Consider the following 19,763-nt stretch of genomic DNA (forward strand, 5'->3'; position numbering starts at 1 on the left):
TATCAAACTGTCGATTTGCCTTCAGAGTGAACCTTGATTGGCTTACACCCTAATAAAGCTTCCTTGAGATGTTCAGCACTCTGCTCCCATGTGAGCCACGGCATCTCATCAGGTTTAGCGTGCTCTCCTGCTTTATAGAGCTCTAGCCATGCATTGATTTCTTTGGCTAAACCGTGAGAGTCAAGTGAGTTAAAATAGAAAGCATACTCGCCCGCCACCTCGCGGAATACCTGGATGTCACGAGCAATAATTGGTAATTTATACTGCGCCGCTTCTATAAGCGGCAAACCAAAACCTTCGCCTCTCGACGCCGCTATCAAACAACTTGAGGCCTCATAGAGCTTTTCCAAGTACTCATCACTGACTGCCTCAAGCCAGAATAAGTGCTTATCTTGTTGTGGATGTTGGCGCAACCGTTCAGCCAGAGCATCTACCATCCACCCCTGCTTTCCCACGATTACAAGATTAATGCTGTGCCCTTGGGACCATAGTACGTCAAAAGCATCTAACACCTGGTCTTGCCCCTTACGAGGCTCAACGGTTCCCACCATCAAGAACGAATCAGAGCTTTTGAGTTGTTCAATTATCCTTTCAGAGTTGTCATCCAAGCCCTTGGAGGGAATCGAGCTCTTGATATCCGCTCCCAAGTGAAACCAGTTGATCGAGAATGGTCGTTGTCTATCGATGACATTTGCACTCATCCATCCGGACAGTTCGTCGGCCACGGACTTTGAAATGCAGAAAGCTCCATCGTATTGCGACAGCACCCTCAACCAGCGCTCATGCCCTTCCTTAGATCCAACAGGAAAACTCGCTGGCAGCATAATAGGAAGCAAATCATAAACAACAAAAAAAATTTTCACCCCGCGCTGGCGCAACGCTAATAAATAATTTTTTTGTGCCTCTACCACATGATGCTGCAAATCAAGCCCCAAAAATAAATCGCCCGCTTTGAATTCAATTACATAATCTTCTGCATCTTGGTCATCGCGACTTAAAAAATGATTGACGAATTGATTCGCGTAACGATAGCCACAAGTGGTTGTATCGGCATACACAGGGCAGACGTTGTATTCTACTGGTGGGTTCCGCAACAGCTCAGAGAGCAAACTACGTGTAACTCGCTGCACTCCCGTTCTAGCGTCCCTGTTTACCAGCTCCGATATGTCGATGAATAGCTGCTTTTCTTTCTTGACTGGATGGTTAATTGAAATTGAATAGGCTGCTCGAAAAAGATCGCTATCAGTAGGTTTGGAAGCTCTTATTGCCTTTATGCTTTTTTTCAAGGCTTCCACATGATCAGTATTTACAATCTTGCTTGTACGTTGGCTTTGCAGCACTGCTTTTTCAAAGAAACGAATCGCTTGTTTAGCAGAGTAATCCCACGAGAACTCTTTGGCTCGACTGATGCCCCACCTGGATAATTCACCTCGGAATTCGTCATTACTGATCACTTCCTGAATTTTTTCGCTAATAGAGCTTTCATCATAAGGATCAAATAGCGCATCATCTCGACCAATCACTTCAGGAATGCTTGTTGCCCTAGACCCGATAACAGGCGCTCCACATGACATGGCTTCTAGAGCAGGTAGGCCAAACCCCTCATGCCAGCTAGGGAAGACAAACAAATCGCAAGTAGAGTAGAGAATTGAAAGGTCATGATCGGTCACATATCCAGTGAAGACCATATCATTTTTCGACAGACCACTTTTCTTTGCCGTCCCTTCAAGCAGAGAGATTTCAGCAGCAGGCATCTTACCCGCCATTACCAGCTGGTATTTTTCTTTTATCGCTGATGGAAGCTTTGCAAATGCTCTAATCAGCCGATGCAGGTTCTTTCTTTCATCCGCACCGCCGGAATACAAAATAAAGGAGCGTCCAATTGTATGCATCGACTGCAATTTCGCTTTCTCATCACCCTCTCGTATGGCTGCATGAAAAACGGAGTCACATGCCGTCGATATATTGACGATATTATCTCTATCCAAGGAAAGAAACTTTATACCTTCCTGAAGCGTTGCTTCTGAAATAGCCAGCCAGCCATCAGCCTGCCGCAACGATTCAATTTTTCTTGAATAAAAATCTTTATATGACTTGTCACGATCCAGATATTTCTCTGGATTTACGAATGGAATCAAGTCATAAAGAGTCACAACCGTAGGTATGCGGGAGCCCGATTTCTTTACGGATGTCACAGCATCATCAACATACCCTTCGATCAAGCTGGAAACATAAATGACATCAGGCTCAAGGCATTCAATGAAGGCTACACGAATATATTCTGCGGCTTCACGTCTCCATGCGTTCCCTGGCTCAATTTCTCTACAGGGTATAGGTGCATCCCATACACGGATATTATCTTGCGGTAACAACCCATCAAAGGATGCACGGATAGGCTCAATCGTATCTGGCAGCAATCCACTCAGCACAATTATAATATCGTGTTCGCCACTGTTGCGCACGATGGCTTTTGCTAGTGAAAGGCTATAACGGCCGATTCCACGATAGCGGCTTTCTGTTTGCGCGCCCTGAAGATCAATGACAATACGCATCAGTGGCTTTCCTGCTGCTGACTAGAGCTGGACTTAAGTTCAAAATATAATTGCTTTGCCCTTGGCGGGAGCTCATCAAGACTACTGGGTTGTAACAACCCACCATAGCAACCAGATGATACACCCTTGGAAGCACCTTTGATGAAGCGTCTATAGATTGAGCTCAACACTGGATAAAAGCCTAACCGATCTACCACTACAATTATTTTATGCTTTACGGCATTATTGGACTCGAGATAACTCCTGACCACTGCCTTGCATTTATATGCTACTTTTTCACCTGCAACTCTTAACCTAGATTTTAATCCACAATCTCGCAGGAGCCGCACCTGTTGCAGAAGCCAACGAAGCGGAGCAGTAATACGCCAAGAACGGCTACTATAAACTTCCTGCAACTCAACTACCACTTTCTGGACTCTTGACTCTGCTAACTTAGCTGTAGCTTCAGCTTGCTGAGCCTTCAGTCCAGAATTCAATTGCTCATATCGAATAAACTTATCAAACACATTTGGCGGGTAGCGAAATGAATTTACTAATTCAACATGCTCTTTTGCTACATAGAATCGATTTAGGCCATCATGATAGACGAAATCATAACCAGCAGCACGAACATCATTTTCCCATTCAGCGTAACTTTCGACGGTCGAATTCGGCCGTGTTGCTTCGATCACCATTACCCACGGACGAAAGCGTGAGAAATCCATCCCGCAAATCACTGATTTTTCAAAGCCTTCAACATCAATTTTCAAAAAATGGATTTCACCGATTACATACTTTTCACATATATCCGCAAGTCTATAAACTTGAACTTTATGAAACTCACCTGAGTGACCACTAGATGAGTACTGGGCGACAACATCTTCTGATGCCGTGGCCCAACCTCGAACATCACATTCCCAAATTTCAATTTCACCATTCAATTCGCCAGCCGCACATTGCAGATTTATATCTCGCGGCCTATCGCGCTCTAAATCAGCATGATGCGTCAGCAAAGGCTCTATATTGATGCCATGCCATCCACGCTCATAAAATGCTTTAGTAACAGATTCTATTAATGGATCATTTGCCCCAACGTCAATATAAAACCCTTGCTCAACATGTTGAAGGGCACGCCATAGAATAACGTCTTCAAAATTTTGAGCATATGAAATAAAGCTCATTGTTTCTCAACCTTAATAATGGGCTCAATCCAACAGCATCCAGAAAACTGAATTGAATTAATATTCACAACATCAAATACTAATGCCAAATCCCGCCACTCGTAGTTGCTTTCCAGATGAGTATGACTACTCACCAATGCAATTTGCACAGAATGTGAACCCACCCCTAGATTAGCCGGGAACGCAAAAATAAAATCAATTATCTCATTTTTCTTTGGGGCTTTGATGATTTGTTCTGTATGCCACGTATTGGTACCGTACATGACTTGACCTAGCCGATCCTTGATCCCGTAACCTATCACCAAGCTTTCAATATCTTCGAATACCTTGACCCTGACCCTCAACTCTACTGCTTCGCCCACTGCAACATGGTCCGTTTTTTCGCCCTTGCTGTTGTAAAGCCCGATGTCCTGGACCCGCGCCTCGCCGGTGCCGGAACTGGTTTGTACCTTGCCATTATCCAGGCACTTGACCTCGACAGTGCTCTGCTCTTTTTCGGCGATGATGGCATTGTAATAATCAAAGATCTCTTCAGGGTTGCCATCCTTGAGAATACAGCCCTGTTCCAGCAGGATGGCCCGATCGCACAGACTCTGGATCGCGCTACGGTCGTGCGAGACGATCATTAGCGTGGTGCCCTGCTCCTGAAACTCGCGGATGCGGTTGAAGCTCTTGTGCTGGAAGTAGCTGTCGCCCACCGACAGGGCTTCATCGACGATCAGGATTTCTGGTCGGTACGCCGTGGCCACAGCGAAGGCCACGCGCATCTGCATGCCACTCGAGTAGGTACGCACCGGCTGATCGAAGTACTCGCCGATTTCGGCGAAGGCTTCGATATCCGGCATGGCATCTTGTATCTGCGGGGTCGAGAAGCCCATCAGGCCGGCGGCATGGAAGACATTTTCCCGCCCCGAGAGTTCCGGGTTGAACCCCATGCCCAGTTCGAGGATGGCAGCGATGCGACCATTGACCTGAATAGACCCTTCGGTGGGTTGCAGGGTGCCGGTGATCATCTTGAGCAGGGTGCTCTTCCCTGCCCCGTTCTGGCCCACGATGCCGATGGCCTCGCCGGGCTGGATCTCGAAACTCAGATGGCGCAGTACCCAATGTTCTTCATTGGGTTGACACGGGATCCCCATCCAGCGCCCGATGCGGTGCCATTCGGTCTTGTAGGTGCGGTAGGCCTTGCCCAGGTTGTCTACGATCATCAGGCTCATAGGGCATCTACCAATTCGGCGCTGGCACGGCGAAACAGGAACAGGCCGAAGGCCAGGATCAGGAAGCCGACGGTCATGATGAGGATCACCTCTCCTAGGTGCGGCGCCTGGCCGTACACCAGCACATCGTGGTACCCGCGGATGATCGGGTAGATGGGGTTCAGCACCAGCAGCTGCTGCAAGCGTTCCGGAATGATGTTGATCGGGTAGACGATCGGCGTGAACCAGAACGCCACCTGCAGCAGGATCGGCACCGCCTGGCCGATATCGCGAATGAACACATTGAGAATGCCGAGCACCAGGCCCACACCGAGCGCCAGCGAGACCATCGCCAGGGTCAGCACCGGTAACCACAGTATCTGAACGGTTGGGAAGTGCCCCAGCACCGCGAACACGCCCAGGATCGCCAACAGGAGCATCACGTTGTTAAGCAGCGCCGTACCGACCACGATGGTGGGCAGGGTGATCTTGGGAAACTTCATCTTCTTCATCAAGTTGCCCTGCTCGATAAACAGGTTGAGGCAACGGTTAATGATCTCGGAGAACAGCATCCAGCCCAGGAAGCCTGCGGTCAGGTAGATCGCATAGGCGTACTGGCTGTCGATCCCGGGCAGCTTGGCCGAGAGCACGGCGGAGAGGATCAACGCATAGATCAGCACCTGAGCCAGTGGCTGCAGGATCATCCAGAACCCGCCCAGCTTGCTGCGCGCGAAGCGGGTGACGAACTCGTTCTTGATCGAACTGAGCACGAAGCCGCGATAGGCCCACAAGCCCTTCAACATGTCAGACATTGCCACTCCTGCAAACGGGCTTCCAGTTCGGCAACCTTGGCGTTGACCAGATCGGCATCGCCACGGCTTTCCACGTTCAGGCGCAGCAGCGGCTCGGTATTGGAGCCACGCACGTTGAACCGCCAGTCGTCGAACTCCAGGCTGATGCCGTCGGTGGTGTCGAACCGCTGCGCCTGGCCCCGATAGTGCTGTTCGAAACGCACCAGGGTGTCCTGCACGTCGTTGACGCGATAGTTGCGCTCGCCGCTGCACGGATAGGCGGCCATACGCTGGTCGACCAGTTCGGCCAGCGTTTTTCCCATGCGCGACATCAGCGCCGTAACAAGCAACCAGGGGACCATCCCGCTATCGCAGTAGGCGAAATCACGAAAGTAATGGTGAGCGCTCATCTCACCGCCGTAGATCGCGTTTTCCTCGCGCATGCGCTCCTTGATGAAGGCATGGCCGGTCTTCGACTGCACCGTCACCCCTTTCGCGTGTCGTACCTGATCGAGCGTGTTCCAGGTCAGGCGCGGGTCATGGATGATCTTCTCGCCGGGGTTGTCGGCGAGCAGCATCTCGGCCAGCAGACCAACCAGGTAGTACCCCTCGATGAAGCGACCGTTGGCATCGAAGAAGAAGCAGCGGTCGAAGTCGCCATCCCAGGCGATGCCCAGATCGCAACCATGCTGCAGCAGCGCCTGGCGAGTCTGCTCGCGATTCTCCGGCAGCAAGGGGTTGGGCACGCCGTTGGGGAAATGGCCGTCGGGGGTTTCGTTGATCAATACCCACTCGAAGGGCAACCGCTCGCCCAGCGCCTGGATCACCGGCCCGGCCGCGCCGTTGCCGGGGTCGGCCAGAATCTTCAGCGGCTTGAGTTCGGAGAGGTCCACATACTCGAGTAACCTTGCCAGGTATGCCGACTTGTCGACGCGCTGTTCGATGCGGCCATGGGTAGCGGCCGCATGGCCGAGATCCGCACTCTCGACGCGAGCCTTGATGCCCTTCAAGCCGGTGTCGCCACTGATCGGGCGAGATTGGGCACGCACCAGCTTCATGCCATTGTAGCCCTTGGGGTTGTGGCTGGCGGTGACCATCACGCCGGCGTCGGCCCGGTAGTGGCTGGTGGCGAAGTAGACTTCCTCGGTACCGCACAGGCCGATATCGATGACATCGGCCCCGGCAACAGTGATGCCATCGATCAGCGCTTCGGCCAACCAGGGGCTTTCGAGGCGCATGTCGCGGCCCACCACCACACTCTCGGCATGCAGCTCGGCCACCAGGGCCCGGCCAATGCGGTAGGCCAGGTCGGCGTTGAGCTGCTCGGGTACCTGGCCACGAATATCGTAGGCCTTGAAGCACTGAGTCGTGATCGGTTTCATCCTTTCCGGCCCCTGATCACTGTTCATCGACACGGCCGTAGGTGTCCTCGAAGCGCACGATATCGTCTTCGCCGAGATAATCACCGCTCTGCACCTCGATCAGCACCAGCGGAATCACGCCGGGATTGGCCAGGCGATGATTGTGGCCGGCACGGATGAAGGTCGATTCGTTGGTATCCAGGTAGAATTCCTGATCCCCATTCGTGACGCGGGCCATGCCGCTGACGACGATCCAGTGTTCGCTACGGTGATGGTGCATCTGCAACGAGAGCGATGCGCCGGGCTTGACTTCGATACGCTTCATCTTGAAGCGTTCACCCTGCTCCAGCGTGGTGTAGGTCCCCCAGGGGCGATGCACGGTACGGTGCAACAGGTGCGCATCGTGCTTGTTCGCCTTGAGCTGCTTGACGATCTGCTTGACGTCCTGGGCATGATCCTTGTGTGCGACCAGTACGGCATCGGGGGTGTCGACCACCAGCAGGTCTTCGATCCCGACCAGGGCGGTCAATCGCTCGGGGCTATAGACGTAGTTGTTGCGGGCTTCGTGTACCAGTACCTCACCCTCGCAACGGTTGCCGTTGGCATCGGCTTCGGTCAATTCGCTCAAGGCATTCCAGGAGCCGATGTCGCTCCAGCCGATATCGCATGGCACCACGGCCACCCTGGAGGAACGCTCCATCAAGGCATAGTCGATGGAGATATCCGGTACGTCGGCAAACTGCTCAGGGTCGAGCGCCAGACTCTGATAACCGTCTCCCTTGCTTTCGCGCGATGCTGCCAGGGTGGCTGCCACGCTTTCCATAACGTCCGGCGCATGTTCGCGCAGTTCCTCGATAGCCAGCCCCACCGGGAAACAGAACATGCCGGAGTTCCAGTAGTAGCGCCCGGCCTCGAGGTATTCTTTCGCCGTCTCGAGATTCGGTTTCTCGACGAAGCGAGCAACCCGATAGCCGCTACCCAGGGTGCTCGCCTTGTCGGCCTCGATGTAACCGAACCCGGTTTCCGGGTACTGCGGCTCGATGCCGAAGGTCACCAGCCAGCCCTGCGAGGCGATCTGCTTGGCCTTGTTGACGGCTTCCGAGAACGCCGTTTCGTCTTGGATCAGGTGATCGGCCGCCAAGACCAGCATCAACGCGTCGGGGCCATAGGCTTCGTTGAGCTGTAGTGCTGCCGCGGCCACGGCCGCCGAGGTGTTGCGACCGAAGGGTTCCAGCACGTAGCGCAGCTTGGTGTGCTCACTGTCGACCTTGCGGTACTCGTCTTCCGTCTTAAAGAACAGTTCACGATTGGTGACCGTCAATACCTCGCTGACATCATCCAGGCCACTGGCACGCAGGAAGGTCTTCTGGATCAGGTTCTGACCATCCGGAAGCGCCATGAAAGGCTTGGGATGGGTCTCACGGGAAACCGGCCAGAGGCGGCTTCCCACCCCCCCTGACATGATGACGGGTACGAAATTCATGACGTTCTCTCAGATCCGATTGAAGAAGCACCTAGCCAAGGGGAGATGTAGCGCCCCCACCTGGAGAGGGAGTAACGATGCCGACATTCGGGCACGCTACCGCCCGGGGATTGTCCCGGGCGCATTCCCATGCCCTGTATCAAGCCTGGATACCTTGGGTGAGCGAGCGGTGAGAACAAGGGGAGCCATGAAGCGCCATGGTAGGCATGGCATGAACAAATTCATGCCGAGGTGGCGGTTCCTCTGCCCCCTTCATCGTCCCTTGCCAAGCCGTGGCTCGGCACCCCTGCGGTATCGTTTTAATGGTCGCGCTATTCTACGTCACCACGCGGCCGTGCTCCATGGCTGCGCGCCGGGGGCGCTGTTGGGCTTGCGTGATGGGCTAAATCTGCTTGGGGTTGGGAGAATACAGCACAAGGGATGCTGGTCAACGGCAAAACAGGCAGGGAAACAGGGGGATACTCGAGGTACTCGGGGGGAGTGGTGATGAGAGCATACGGGGGAGAGGATCACCGCAGGGGCGCCTGCGGCGCCGATCGCCCGGCGGAGCCTGGCTCCTTCAGGGCTGGGTGATGGGCGCATGCGTTGGCGGGGGCATGGCAGCCAGGACCAGGGGAAATCGCCTGCATTTTCTCGACGGTGGAAGCATGTTCGAAGATGAAGGCGTCGAGCTCGCATCATTGGGGTCTGACCCCGTGCCCGATGAGCCTCGGCGAGATAGGCTCCCCGCGTTGACCTCGACATCCCAGGGGTCAGACCCCGGAGGCAGATTCCGTTGCCGAGGCTCGCATCCCTAGGTTCTGACCCCGGAGGCAGTGCCAGCGTCGGTAACCCGCCCCCTACCCGCCTTTCCTCAGCCGCCTGGTAGGCTGGCCCGCAGTGCCGCCTCCCACCGCTCATCGCGCTGCGCGCAGGCGATACCGGCAGAGTCGTAGCCGCGGTATTCCAGTTGCTTCAGCCCTTCGAGAAGGATGGGGGTGACATTGCGCAAGCTGTCTGCGCCGACGATTCCGCACATTACAGTTCCTTGAGCAACCGGCTGATGATTTCCTGCTGCCCTAGTTCATCGGTGTTGACGGTCACCTCCGCTGCCTTGGGCACCTCGTAGGGGCTGTTGATGCCGGTGAAGTCCTTGATCTTGCCTTCGCGGGCCTTCTGGTAGAGCCCCTTGGGGTCGCGTCGCTCGCACACATCCAGCGGTGTGTCGACGTGCACCTCGATGAAGTCGCCCGCGGCGAACAGCTCCCGGGTGGCATCTCGGTCGGCGCGGAACGGTGAGATGAAGGCGGTGATCACGATGATGCCGGCCTCGGCGAACAGCCGGGCCACCCCGCCCACCCGGCGGATGTTCTCGGCGCGGTCCGCCTCGCTCATGCCGAGATCCCGGCACAGGCCGTGGCGGATGTTGTCACCGTCGAGCAGCATGGTGTGGTAGCCGCGGCGGTTCAGCTCGACTTCCAGGGCGTTGGCCAGCGAGGATTTCCCTGCACCGGAGAAGCCGGTGAACCACATACACTTGCCGGCGTGGCCGTTGAGCTGCTCGCGCATGGCCTGGGTCACGCTGGTGCGATTCCACACCACGTTGGCCTTGCTGTCGTGCTCGCGGAATTCGTAGGGCAGCTCGCTGTTCTGGTGGATCATGCCGGTACCCATAGTGAAATTGGCCAGTCGTCACCAGGACGAAAAGGCATGTAACAGTCTCTTCTTCATGCTAGTGAAGGCTAGCCATCGATGACTTATTGCTCGGAGCTTGCAGTCCGTAGCCCAGCAACGGTGCGTAGCGCCCTCTCCCACCGTCCTGCTTCCAGCGCTGCGGCCGGATTGCGCGTTTCATCGGGCCATTGGGGATGCCAGCGCCTGATCGGCTCTACTGCGAATCGTGTCTTCCGCCAGGAAACCCCCGCCCAGGGTCACCTCAAGCGAGTGCCCTGCCCCTTCGGCCCACTCCAGCAGCTTGGCCTTGAGCGCGGCCTGGGCATGGGGGTCGCCGTGTACCAGGCGCACTTCCCGCGGTGGGTGGCGCATGCGGCGCACGAAGTTGAGCAGGTCATGCTGGTCGGCATGGGCCGAGTAGCCGTTCACGGTTTCCACTCGGGCGCGAATGTCGATGCGCTGGCCATCCAGCATCACCCAGCCGCCATTGGGGCCATGGCGCTGGATGTCGCGGCCCGGGGTGCCGGCGGCCTGGTAGCCGGTGAAGCGCACGCAGTGGCGTGGATCATTCAGCATGCGCTTGAGGTAATTCACCACTCTGCCCCCGCTGACCATGCCGCTGGCGGCGATCACCACCGCGGGCCGGCCGCTCTCGGCCAGGTAGGCCACGGTGCGCTCGTGGGCTTGGTGGCCGTCCACGGTGTAGAGGTTCTCGAAGCTGAGCGGGTGGCGGCCACGGCGCAGCGTCTGGTGCGCTTCGGCGTCCCACCAGGGCTTGAGCTCGCGGTACACCTCGGTGAAGCGGGCGGCCAGGGGCGAGTCGACGATGATCTCGAGCTCGCGCCAGCGCTCGTCACGGCCGTTGTGTATCAGCCCTTCCAGCTCGTAGAGCAGCTCCTGGGTGCGACCCACGCTGAAGGCGGGGATCACCACGGTGCCGCCGTTCTCCAACGCTCTATCGATGGCGGCCTTGAGCCTGTCGCGGCGGTGGCGCCTGTCTTCGTGCTGGCGGTCACCGTAGGTGCTCTCCAGCACCAGCACGTCGGCCCGGTACGGCGGCTTGGGCGCGGGCAGCAGCGGTGCGTAGGGCGCGCCCAGGTCGCCGGAGAACACGGTGCGCTGGCGTTGCCCGCTGGCCTTGTCCAGGGTATCCACTTCCACGTAGGCGGAGCCGAGGATATGCCCGGCGCGCTGCAGCTTGACGCGAAGGCGGTGGTGGTCGTCGTCGAGCACGGTATGCCAGCGCTGGTAGTCCAGCGCCACAAGCCGCCCCTGTACTTCGGCCAGGAAGCGTTCGATCAGGGCGCGGTCGCGGGTGAAGCCGACTTTCAGGGCGTCTTCGATGACCAATGGCAGCAGCCGTGCCGAGGGCACCGAGCAGAGGATCGGCCCCTGGTAGCCCGCCGCCAGCAGGTAGGGCAGCCGGCCGATATGGTCGATATGCACGTGGGTGACCACCAGCGCCAGCACGTCTTCCACCGGGAAGCGCACCTGGTGCTGCTCGAGGCTATCGAGGTGCTCGGCGTCCTGCCCCTGGAAGATGCCGCAGTCGACGAGCAGGGCCCGGCCCGGGGCGATCTGCAGGCGGTGGCAGCTGCCGGTGACGCCCGCACCGCCGCCGTGGTGGAGGATTTTCAAGAGGAAGAACCTGGCACTAGGAACCCGATGCCTTTTCACTGAGTTCGACTAGGGTCTCACCGCGTTCGAGCAAGCTCAGTGCTGTAGGTAGCAAGCGACCCAACACCTCCCGCATATGGGCATTGGAGGTATTACCCAGGGTCAACCATATGATCCTGGGGGGAGGCCCGTAGCGATCCAGCAGATCCGGAAAGTCCCTGTCCTTCGTCAACACGATGGCATTTGCCTGACGTGCCGCTGCGAAGATCGCCTCATCCGTTGCATCCCGATAACCCAGGTAGCGCACAGAATAAGCTTCGACGCCACAGTGTTCAGTCAGCCAAGGAGCGAGATGCGGTGAAAGCTGGGCGTCGATCCAGATCGTCATGCAGCTAGCACGGGATGATCAAGGCGGCGCGCCGCAAACTGGAGCACGGCATAGATATCATCCTGCTCAAGGTCGGGCATTTCCTCCAGGATCTGCTCGGTAGTCAAACCCTGTGCCAGCAGATCAAGCACATCTACTACCCGAATTCGCATCCCGCGAATGCAGGGCCGACCGCCGCACTGGTCGGGGTTAATCGTAATTCTTGATTGAAGGTTGCGCATGATTACCTCCTGACGGGGCACATCCACAAGATTAGACGTTATTGAACCCGCGATACCACTCCACGAGATGAAGACGTCGAGGCTACATCCTTGGGGTCTGACCCGAGGGATCCCCACGAATTTCTCGATGATGGCGGCATGTTCGCCGAGTCAAGGCGCCGAGGCCCGCCCCTATGGGGTCAGACCCCAGCCAAGTTGCCAGGCTTGTCATGGTGCACGTGGCGAGCGGATTCGACACCGCCGGGGTCTGACCCCCTAGGGCCTTGAACCCGCGATACCACTCCACGAGATGAAGACGTCGAGGTTACATCCTTGGGGTCTGACCCCGTGCCCGATGCGCCTCGGCGAGATAGGCTCCCCGCGGTGACCTCGACATCCCAGGGGTCAGACCCCGGAGGCGGATTCCGGTGCCGAGGCTCGCATCCTTGGGGTCTGACCCCGTGCTCGATGCGCCTCGGCGAGATAGGCTCCCCGCGCTGACCTCGATATCCCGGGGGTCAGACCCCGGAGGCGGATTCCGGCGCCGAGGCTGGCGTCCTTGGGGTCTGACCCCGTGCTCGATGCGCCTCGGCGAGATAGGCTCCCCGCGCTGACCTCGATATCCCGGGGGTCAGACCCCGGAGGCGGATTCCGGTGCCGAGGCTCGCTTCCTTGGGGTCTGACCCCGTGCTCGATGCGCTTCGGCGAGATAGGCTCCCCGCGGTGACCTCGACATCCCGGGGGTCAGACCCCGTGCTCGATGCGCCTCGGCGAGATAGGCTCCCCGCGGTGACCTCGATATCCCGGGGGTCAGACCCCGGGGGCGGATTCCGGTGCCGAGGCTAGCACCATGACTTATTGCTCGGAGCTCGAGGCCCGTAGCCCGGTACTGGCGCGCAGCGCCCTCTCCCACCGCTCATCCCGCTGGCCGCAGACGATGAACCAGGGATTGAGCACGCTGTCCTGCTGGTTGCAGCGCAGCGGCTCGAGGGTGTTGGCGTCGAGCACTTCGCCGCCGGCGGCGGTGACCACGGCCTGGGCGGCGGCGGTGTCCCATTCGCAGGTGGGCGCGAGGCGCGGGTAGAGGTCGGCCGCGCCCTCGGCGACCAGGCAGAGCTTGATCGAGCTGCCCATGGAGACGCGCTCGTGATTCGGCAGCTCGGCGCAGAAGGCCTCGAATTCGGCGGCGCCGTGGCGCCGACTACCGACCACCTTCCAGGGCGCGGCAGCGGGGTCGGGCAGGTCGCGCACCCGCACCTGGGAGTAGATGCCACTCTTCACCTTGAAGGCCTCCCCACCCACCAGTCCGACCCAGGTGGTGCGCAGCACGGGGGCATGCACGATGCCGAACACCGGCACGCCCTGCTCGACCAGCGCCACGTTGAGGGTGAACTCGCCGTTCTTGTTGATGAACTCCTTGGTGCCGTCCAGCGGGTCGATCAGCCAGTAGCGCTCCCAGCCCTGGCGCGTCTCGAAGGGAATCTCGCCGGATTCCTCGGAGAGCACCGGCACGCCCGGCGCCCACCGTTCGAGCAGCGCCACCAGCGCATGGTGGGAGGCCATGTCCGCCTCGGTCAGCGGGCTCTTGTCGTCCTTGGTTTCCACCGCGAAGTCACTCTCGTAGATCGCCAGGACCTCGTGCCCCGCGGTATGAACGCCCTCGACCAGGCGGGCGCGCAGCTCGTTCGTTACGAAAGCAGTCACAGAAGATCCTTATCAATAGCTTGGGTTAAAACCCCCACACCAGCGGTATCAGCCCCACCGCGGTGGCGCCGACGATCAGGCTCAGCGGGGCGCCCAGCCTCACATAGTCGGTGAAGCGATAGCCGCCGGGGCCGAGCACCATCAGGTTCGTCTGGTAGCCGAGCGGGGTCATGAAGCTGGCCGAGGCGGCGAACATGATGGCGATGACGAACGGCAGGAAGTTGACGCCCAGTTGCTCGGCCACGGCGATGGCGATGGGGAACATCAGCACCGCCGCGGCGTTGTTGGTGATCAGCTCGGTGAAGGCCACCGTCATCAGGTAGACCAGTGCCAGGGCCGCCCAGGGCGCCAGGTCGTCGATCAGCAGCAACCACTGGGCGATCTGTGCCGCGGCGCCGGTCTTGGTCATGGCGGCCCCCAGGGCAAAGGAAGCGGCGATGACGATCAGCACCGAGAGGTCCACATAACGCCGCGCCTTGCTGGCCGGCACGCAGCGCGTGACCAGCATGCCGCCACCGGCCAGCAAGGCGGCTTCCAGAATGCTCAGCAGCCCCAGGGCGCTGACGGTGACCATGGCGCCCAGAATCGCCAGTGCCACGGGCGCCTTGCGGAAGTCCGGCGGCGTGGAGTCGTGCAAGCCGCTGACCAGCAGGAAGTCCTTGCGGTAGCGGTACTGGTCGACGAAGTCCTGGGCGGACTCGAGCAGCAGGGTATCGCCTATCTGAAAGCGAATGTCGCCGAGCTTGCCGGATAGTCGCTTGCCGTGTCGGGAGATCGACAGGATCACCGCCTGGTAGCGGGAACGAAAGCGCGATTCGCTGACCGTCTGGTTCAGGCCGCCGAAGTCGGGGCCGATCACCGCCTCGACCAGGCAGCGGTGGTGGTGGGCGATATCGAGCTTGTGCACGTCGCCGCTGGCGGGCTTCAGGCCATGGATGCGGCGCAACTCACGGGCGCACTCGGGGGCGCCGATGAACACCAGGATGTCACCGGCCAGCAGTTCGGTGTCCGGCGGCACCGCGGCCAGCAGCCGGCCGTGGCGCTCGATGTCGGCCAGATAGCCGTGGCTGAGATGGCGCAGCCCGGCATCGGCGATGGTCTTGCCGACCAGCGGGCCCTTGTCATCCACCATCACCTCGACGGCATATTCCCGAGCCTGTTCGAGCTGCTCCAATACGCCCTGGCGGTTCGGCAGCAGCCGGTCGGCGAACAGATAGAGGAAGCCGCCGCCCACCACCACCAGCGGCACGCCGACCCAGGCCAGCGAGAACATGCTGAGCCCGATGCCCTGCTCGCTCTGCAGCAGGCCATCCACCACCAGGTTGGTGCTGGTGCCGATCAGCGTGCAGGTGCCGCCGAGGATGGCCGCATAGCTCAGCGGCAGCAGCAGCTTTGAAGGGGGCAGCCTGAGTCGCCCCGCCCACTCCTGCACGGCGGGAATGAACATCGCCACCACGGTGGTGTTGTTCATGAAGGCACTCAGGCCAGAGGCCGGCAACAGTACCCGCAGCTGGGCCTGACGCAGGCGCTGTGGCTGACCGAGAAGACGGTGCGCCAGCCACTGGACGGCCCCCGTTTCCTTCAGCCCGGCGGCCACCACGTAGAGCGTGGCGATGGTCATCACACCGGGGTTGGAGAAACCCGCCAGGGCCTCGCCGGGAGTGAGGATGCCACTGATCACCAGAAAGGCCATGGCGGCCATCAGGATCACATCGGGGGCAATGCGCGTGAGGGCCAGCGTGCCCAGCACGGCCAGCACCATGCCCAGGGTCAGCCAGGCGGTTATCGGCAGCGTATCGGTCAAGTGGTGTCGTGTCGGTTGATGGCCACGCAGGCACGCTACCGCCCGGGGATTGTACCGGACGCATTCCCATGCCCTGTTTCCAGCCTGGATACCGTGGGTGAGCACGCCGCGAGGACAAGGTAAGCCATGAAGCGCCATGACAGGCAAGCATGAGTGCTTTCATGCCGGGGTGGCGGCTCCTCTCCGCCCCCTTCATCGTCCCTTGCCAAGCCTCGGCTCGGCGCCCCCTGCGATATCGTTGTAAATGATCGCGCTATTCTACGCCACCACGCGGCTGCGCTCCATGGCCGAGCGCCCGCGGCGCTGTTTGGCTTGAGCGCGTGGCTAAGTTTTCTTGGGGTTGGCAGCATACAGCAGCGAGCCGCCAGGTCAACGCGGGAAGAAGGGGGAAATTCGTGGTGTATCAGGCGGATAGTTGAAAGCGTATCGGACGATGGGGAAGGTGGACGTAGACGGCATGAGCGTCTCCGCAGGCGCCGAGGGCGCTTCCTTGGGGTCTGACCCCGTGCCCGATAGGCGTCAGCGGCATGGGAACCCAGTGGCAACCTCGACATCCCGGGGGTCAGACCCCGGAGGCGGGTTCAAGTGCCGATGCCCGCATCCCGGGGGTCAGACCCCGGAGACGGGTTCAAGCGCCGATGCTCGCATTCCGGGGGTCAGGCCCCGGAGGCGGGTTCAGGTGCCGGGGCACGGCCCCTGGGGCGCTCGAGTTGCTGCGATCTCGCCCGCATGTCGCTGGCCGAGCAGTCGAAGTGGCGGCGGAAGGCGCGGCAGAACTGGGCCTGGTCGGAGAAGCCCCAGCGGTAGGCGATCTCGCCGATGGTGACCCCGCAGGCACTGTCGCAGAGATCGCGCCGGGCCGCCTCGAGCCGCTTGTTCCTGACCCACTCGTTGACCGTGTGCCCGGTCTCGGAGAAGAGCTTGTGCAGGTAGCGCAGCGAGATCCCGCAGCCGGCGGCGATCATGGCGGGCCCGAGGTCGGGATAGCCGAGATGGCCCTCGATGAAGCGTTCGATGCGCATCAGGTGCGCGGTCTTGAGGTGCGACTGGTCGCTGTTCAGCACCCGCTCGTCCTGCTCCAGGACCAGCGACAGCATCCCCAGGGCCTGCTCGAACAGGCGCTTCTGGTCCGACGGCGTGCACTCCCCGTAGCGTTCGGCGCACACCATCAGGAACTCGACGAAGGCGCGGCCGATGCCCCGTTCGGCGCCGAAGCAGTGCTGGCAGTAGCGCTCGGGGCCGCGGACGCGGTTCTTCATGGCGTCGCCGGGTACCTTGAACACCCACATGGCGTTGCGGTCCTCGTAGCCGAAACGGTACGGCGCATCGCCCTGCTCGACGATGAAGTGCCCGGGCCGGCAGCTGAGCTGGCGGCCATGCTGCTCGAAGAACACGCTGGTGCGCTGGGGAATCGTCACCAAGAAGGAGGCCTCGCGGTCGCTGGCGATCTGGGATTCCGCCCGGGAGTACTCGAGGCGGTCGGAGATCAGCCGCGACAGCGAGAAGCTGCCATCGTCGGCCTTCCATACCTTGAGCGCACCGCGAAACCCGCCGGCGTCGTCGGCGTACTTCAGGGTCAGCGGAAAATAGGTGTTGGTGATCATCCGGGTCCAGCGCTCCCGGGGGTCGTCATGGGGCATGGCCCCTTCGTGTCGCGTCATGGGGTCACCTCGTGGCTATTGTTGTCGTGTTGTTGTCATGTGCGTCGCGACGACGTGAGGGGGCGCTCGGCACCCCCTCGGGTATCACTCCCTCGATGTCATGCCGGCGCCAGCAGGTAGGTGGCCGACCGGGTCAGAGTCGCCTGCCAGCCGGGGGGCACCACGATGTTGGTGGTCGCCTCCTCGATCACCGCGGGCCCCGCGATGCGGTGCTCCGCCCCCAGCGCCTCCCCGCGGTACACCGGCGACCGGGTCCACGCCCCCTGGTCGTTGAAGAGCATGTCACGGTGGCCGACAAGCGCATCATCCGGCCCCGACTCCGCCGGCGCAAGCTCCGGCAACTCGGGACGGGACACCCTGCCGATCACCGAGCACTCGAGATTGACCAGCTCGATGGCACTGTGCGGCTCGCAGTAGGAGTAGAGCGCCTCGTGGCGCGCATGGAAGGACGCGCGGAGGGCCTGCCACCCCGCCACATCCAGCTCGTCACGCTCCATCTCCACGGTGCATTCGTGGATCTGGCCCAGGTAGCGAATCTCGAAGCGATACTGGCACTCGATCTCCCGACGCTCGAAGCCGTCGGCCAGCAACTGGCGGATGCCCTCCTCGCGCAGCTCGGCCAGCCGCCCGTTCAGACGCCGCCGGTTCGCGTCGTCGTCATCGATGGGCAGCGGCAGGGAGGAGAGCCGTTCATGCTGCACGTTGGAGATGATCTGGCCGAAGGCGCACAGCCCCGAGGCCACCTTGGGCACCAGGATGCGATCGATGCCCATCTCCTCGGCCAGCCGCACCAGGTGCATGCCGGCCGCCCCGCCGGCACCGACCAGGGCGAAGTCGCGCGGATCATGGCCCTGCTCCACCGAGACCCGGCGAATGCCGTTGACCATGTTCAGGTTGACCAGGGTGGCGATGCCGTAGGCGGCATGCTCGACGCTGATCCCCAGCGGCTCGGCGATGCGGTCGCGAATCGCGGCGATGGCGGCCTCGCGGTTCAGGCGCACGGTGCCCCCGAGCACCGCCTCGGGGTTGAGGTAGCCCAGCACCAGGTTGGCGTCGGTGACCGTGGGCTCGCTGCCGCCCTTGCCGTAGCAGACCGGCCCCGGGGTGGCGCCGGCACTCCTCGGCCCCACCTGCAGCATGCCGAACTCATTGAGGTGGGCGATGGAGCCGCCCCCGGCCCCCAGGGTCTCGACCTGGATCATCGGCACCCCGATGCGGTAGCGCAGGAAGTCGACGTTCTTGCTGAAGTTGGTCTGGCCGCCGCGGGTCAGGGTGATGTCGAACGAGGTGCCGCCCATGTCGACGGTGATGACGTTGTCGATGCCGAACGGGCGCGCCACGTAGCGCCCCGCCTGGGGCGCCGAGGCCGGCCCCGAGTTGATGGCGCTCACGGCGCGCTCGCACATCATCTTGCCCAGCGCCAGGCCGCCGTTGGACTGGAAGTACTGCACCGGCTGGCGGGCGCCGAGGTCCTCGAACAGCGCATCGATGCGCGAGACATAGCGCTGCATGACGGGGCTCAGGTAGGCATTGACCACCGTGGTCGAGGTGCGGGTGTATTCCCGCACCTGGGGATAGACCTCGCTGCCGGTGCACACGAACGCCTCGGGCATCAGTTCCCTGACGATCGCGGCGGCCCGCGCCTCGTGGGCCGGGTTGGCGACCGACCACAGGAAGGAGATCGCCACGGCCTCGACCCCCTCGCGGCGAAAGGTTTCCACGGCGTCGCGCACGGCCGCCTCGTCGAGGGGCTCGCGCTCGCTGCCGTCGGCCAGGATGCGGCCGGCGACGGGCAGGCGGAGGTAACGCGGCACCAGCATGAAGGCCGGCGGGTACTCGGGGTCGTAGCGGTAGCCGTCCTCCTTGTGCCCCAGCCGGATCTCGATGCTGTCCTCATGGCCCCGGGTGCACAGCAGGCCGACCCGGGCGCCCTTCTTCTCGATCAGGGCGTTCAGCGCCACCGTGGTGCCATTGATGCAGAGGTCGGCGTTGGCGACGATCTCCGAGGCCGGCCTGCCCAGGGCATCGGCGATCTGGCCGAGGCCGGCGCGGATGGCGCGGGTGCCATCCTCGGGGGTGGAGGGGCTCTTGAACAGCTGCACGCCGCCGTGACGGTCGGCAATGATGAAGTCGGTGAAGGTCCCGCCGGCATCAATGCCCAGTCGATAATCCTGTTTCATGGTCGTGGTCTCC

15 protein-coding genes are annotated in these 19,763 nt (G+C 60.5%); all 15 read right to left on the reverse strand.

Features of this window, described 5'->3' with window-relative positions; translation table 11 throughout:
* Window positions 1-2 precede the first annotated feature (2 nt).
* The gene (locus tag QLQ85_RS12775; protein WP_282739341.1) at window positions 3-2,552 is read right to left on the reverse strand and encodes a glycosyltransferase family 4 protein; all 2,550 of its coding nucleotides are present in this window, start codon (window positions 2,550-2,552) and stop codon (window positions 3-5) included.
* Complete coding sequence (locus QLQ85_RS12780; protein WP_282739342.1) at window positions 2,552-3,712, reverse strand: FkbM family methyltransferase; 1,161 nt, start codon at window positions 3,710-3,712, stop codon at window positions 2,552-2,554. The genes QLQ85_RS12775 and QLQ85_RS12780 overlap by 1 nt, the downstream gene beginning before the upstream one ends.
* Window positions 3,709-4,929: an ABC transporter ATP-binding protein gene (locus QLQ85_RS12785; RefSeq protein ID WP_282739343.1), complete on the reverse strand. Its 1,221-nt coding sequence runs from the start codon at window positions 4,927-4,929 to the stop codon at window positions 3,709-3,711. Before QLQ85_RS12785 ends, QLQ85_RS12780 begins: the two co-directional genes overlap by 4 nt.
* Window positions 4,926-5,720 (reverse strand): ABC transporter permease, encoded by a 795-nt coding sequence (locus QLQ85_RS12790; protein ID WP_282739344.1) that lies wholly within the window; start codon window positions 5,718-5,720, stop codon window positions 4,926-4,928. Before QLQ85_RS12790 ends, QLQ85_RS12785 begins: the two co-directional genes overlap by 4 nt.
* Window positions 5,705-7,081: a phosphohexomutase domain-containing protein gene (locus QLQ85_RS12795; RefSeq protein WP_282739345.1), complete on the reverse strand. Its 1,377-nt coding sequence runs from the start codon at window positions 7,079-7,081 to the stop codon at window positions 5,705-5,707. The genes QLQ85_RS12790 and QLQ85_RS12795 overlap by 16 nt, the downstream gene beginning before the upstream one ends.
* Window positions 7,082-7,097: 16 nt before the next feature.
* Window positions 7,098-8,543 carry a mannose-1-phosphate guanylyltransferase/mannose-6-phosphate isomerase gene (locus tag QLQ85_RS12800; protein WP_282739346.1) on the reverse strand — a complete coding sequence of 482 codons (1,446 nt, stop codon included), beginning with the start codon at window positions 8,541-8,543 and terminating at the stop codon, window positions 7,098-7,100.
* 853 nt (window positions 8,544-9,396) lie between these two features.
* Window positions 9,397-9,561 carry a hypothetical protein gene (locus tag QLQ85_RS12805; RefSeq protein ID WP_282739512.1) on the reverse strand — a complete coding sequence of 55 codons (165 nt, stop codon included), beginning with the start codon at window positions 9,559-9,561 and terminating at the stop codon, window positions 9,397-9,399.
* Complete coding sequence (gene cysC, locus QLQ85_RS12810; protein ID WP_282739347.1) at window positions 9,561-10,184, reverse strand: adenylyl-sulfate kinase; 624 nt, start codon at window positions 10,182-10,184, stop codon at window positions 9,561-9,563. The genes QLQ85_RS12805 and cysC overlap by 1 nt, the downstream gene beginning before the upstream one ends.
* 189 nt (window positions 10,185-10,373) lie before the next feature.
* A complete protein-coding gene (locus tag QLQ85_RS12815; protein ID WP_282739348.1) occupies window positions 10,374-11,834 on the reverse strand; it encodes an MBL fold metallo-hydrolase RNA specificity domain-containing protein in 1,461 nt (486 codons plus the stop codon).
* Between the two features lie 16 nt (window positions 11,835-11,850).
* Complete coding sequence (locus QLQ85_RS12820) at window positions 11,851-12,201, reverse strand: DUF5615 family PIN-like protein (protein ID WP_282739349.1); 351 nt, start codon at window positions 12,199-12,201, stop codon at window positions 11,851-11,853.
* Complete coding sequence (locus QLQ85_RS12825; protein ID WP_282739350.1) at window positions 12,198-12,422, reverse strand: DUF433 domain-containing protein; 225 nt, start codon at window positions 12,420-12,422, stop codon at window positions 12,198-12,200. Before QLQ85_RS12825 ends, QLQ85_RS12820 begins: the two co-directional genes overlap by 4 nt.
* Window positions 12,423-13,256: 834 nt before the next feature.
* The gene (cysQ, locus tag QLQ85_RS12830) at window positions 13,257-14,105 is read right to left on the reverse strand and encodes a 3'(2'),5'-bisphosphate nucleotidase CysQ (RefSeq protein ID WP_282739351.1); all 849 of its coding nucleotides are present in this window, start codon (window positions 14,103-14,105) and stop codon (window positions 13,257-13,259) included.
* A 25-nt stretch (window positions 14,106-14,130) separates the two neighbouring features.
* Window positions 14,131-15,867 carry an SLC13 family permease gene (locus tag QLQ85_RS12835; protein ID WP_282739502.1) on the reverse strand — a complete coding sequence of 579 codons (1,737 nt, stop codon included), beginning with the start codon at window positions 15,865-15,867 and terminating at the stop codon, window positions 14,131-14,133.
* 698 nt (window positions 15,868-16,565) lie between these two features.
* Window positions 16,566-17,570, reverse strand: a complete 1,005-nt coding sequence (locus QLQ85_RS12840; protein WP_282739352.1) for a helix-turn-helix domain-containing protein — start codon at window positions 17,568-17,570, stop codon at window positions 16,566-16,568.
* A 98-nt stretch (window positions 17,571-17,668) separates the two neighbouring features.
* A complete protein-coding gene (gene capA / locus QLQ85_RS12845; RefSeq protein WP_282739353.1) occupies window positions 17,669-19,750 on the reverse strand; it encodes a caprolactamase subunit alpha in 2,082 nt (693 codons plus the stop codon).
* Window positions 19,751-19,763 lie beyond the last annotated feature (13 nt).

Source organism: Halomonas kalidii (genome assembly GCF_030010475.1).
Taxonomy (GTDB): Bacteria; Pseudomonadota; Gammaproteobacteria; order Pseudomonadales; family Halomonadaceae; genus Halomonas; species Halomonas heilongjiangensis.

Excerpts from the sequence above, each read along its gene's own strand:
- QLQ85_RS12775 (WP_282739341.1), bottom strand. The coding sequence starts at position 2,552 with ATGCGTATTGTCATTGATCTTCAGGGCGCGCAAACAGAAAGCCGCTAT.
- capA (WP_282739353.1), bottom strand. The coding sequence starts at position 19,750 with ATGAAACAGGATTATCGACTGGGCATTGATGCCGGCGGGACCTTCACC.
- QLQ85_RS12790 (WP_282739344.1), bottom strand. The coding sequence starts at position 5,720 with ATGTCTGACATGTTGAAGGGCTTGTGGGCCTATCGCGGCTTCGTGCTC.
- QLQ85_RS12780 (WP_282739342.1), bottom strand. The coding sequence starts at position 3,712 with ATGAGCTTTATTTCATATGCTCAAAATTTTGAAGACGTTATTCTATGG.
- QLQ85_RS12835 (WP_282739502.1), bottom strand. The coding sequence starts at position 15,867 with ATGGTGCTGGCCGTGCTGGGCACGCTGGCCCTCACGCGCATTGCCCCC.
- QLQ85_RS12795 (WP_282739345.1), bottom strand. The coding sequence starts at position 7,081 with ATGAAACCGATCACGACTCAGTGCTTCAAGGCCTACGATATTCGTGGC.
- QLQ85_RS12805 (WP_282739512.1), bottom strand. The coding sequence starts at position 9,561 with ATGTGCGGAATCGTCGGCGCAGACAGCTTGCGCAATGTCACCCCCATC.
- cysC (WP_282739347.1), bottom strand. The coding sequence starts at position 10,184 with ATGATCCACCAGAACAGCGAGCTGCCCTACGAATTCCGCGAGCACGAC.
- QLQ85_RS12820 (WP_282739349.1), bottom strand. The coding sequence starts at position 12,201 with ATGACGATCTGGATCGACGCCCAGCTTTCACCGCATCTCGCTCCTTGG.
- QLQ85_RS12800 (WP_282739346.1), bottom strand. The coding sequence starts at position 8,543 with ATGAATTTCGTACCCGTCATCATGTCAGGGGGGGTGGGAAGCCGCCTC.
- QLQ85_RS12785 (WP_282739343.1), bottom strand. The coding sequence starts at position 4,929 with ATGAGCCTGATGATCGTAGACAACCTGGGCAAGGCCTACCGCACCTAC.
- QLQ85_RS12840 (WP_282739352.1), bottom strand. The coding sequence starts at position 17,570 with ATGACGCGACACGAAGGGGCCATGCCCCATGACGACCCCCGGGAGCGC.
- QLQ85_RS12825 (WP_282739350.1), bottom strand. The coding sequence starts at position 12,422 with ATGCGCAACCTTCAATCAAGAATTACGATTAACCCCGACCAGTGCGGC.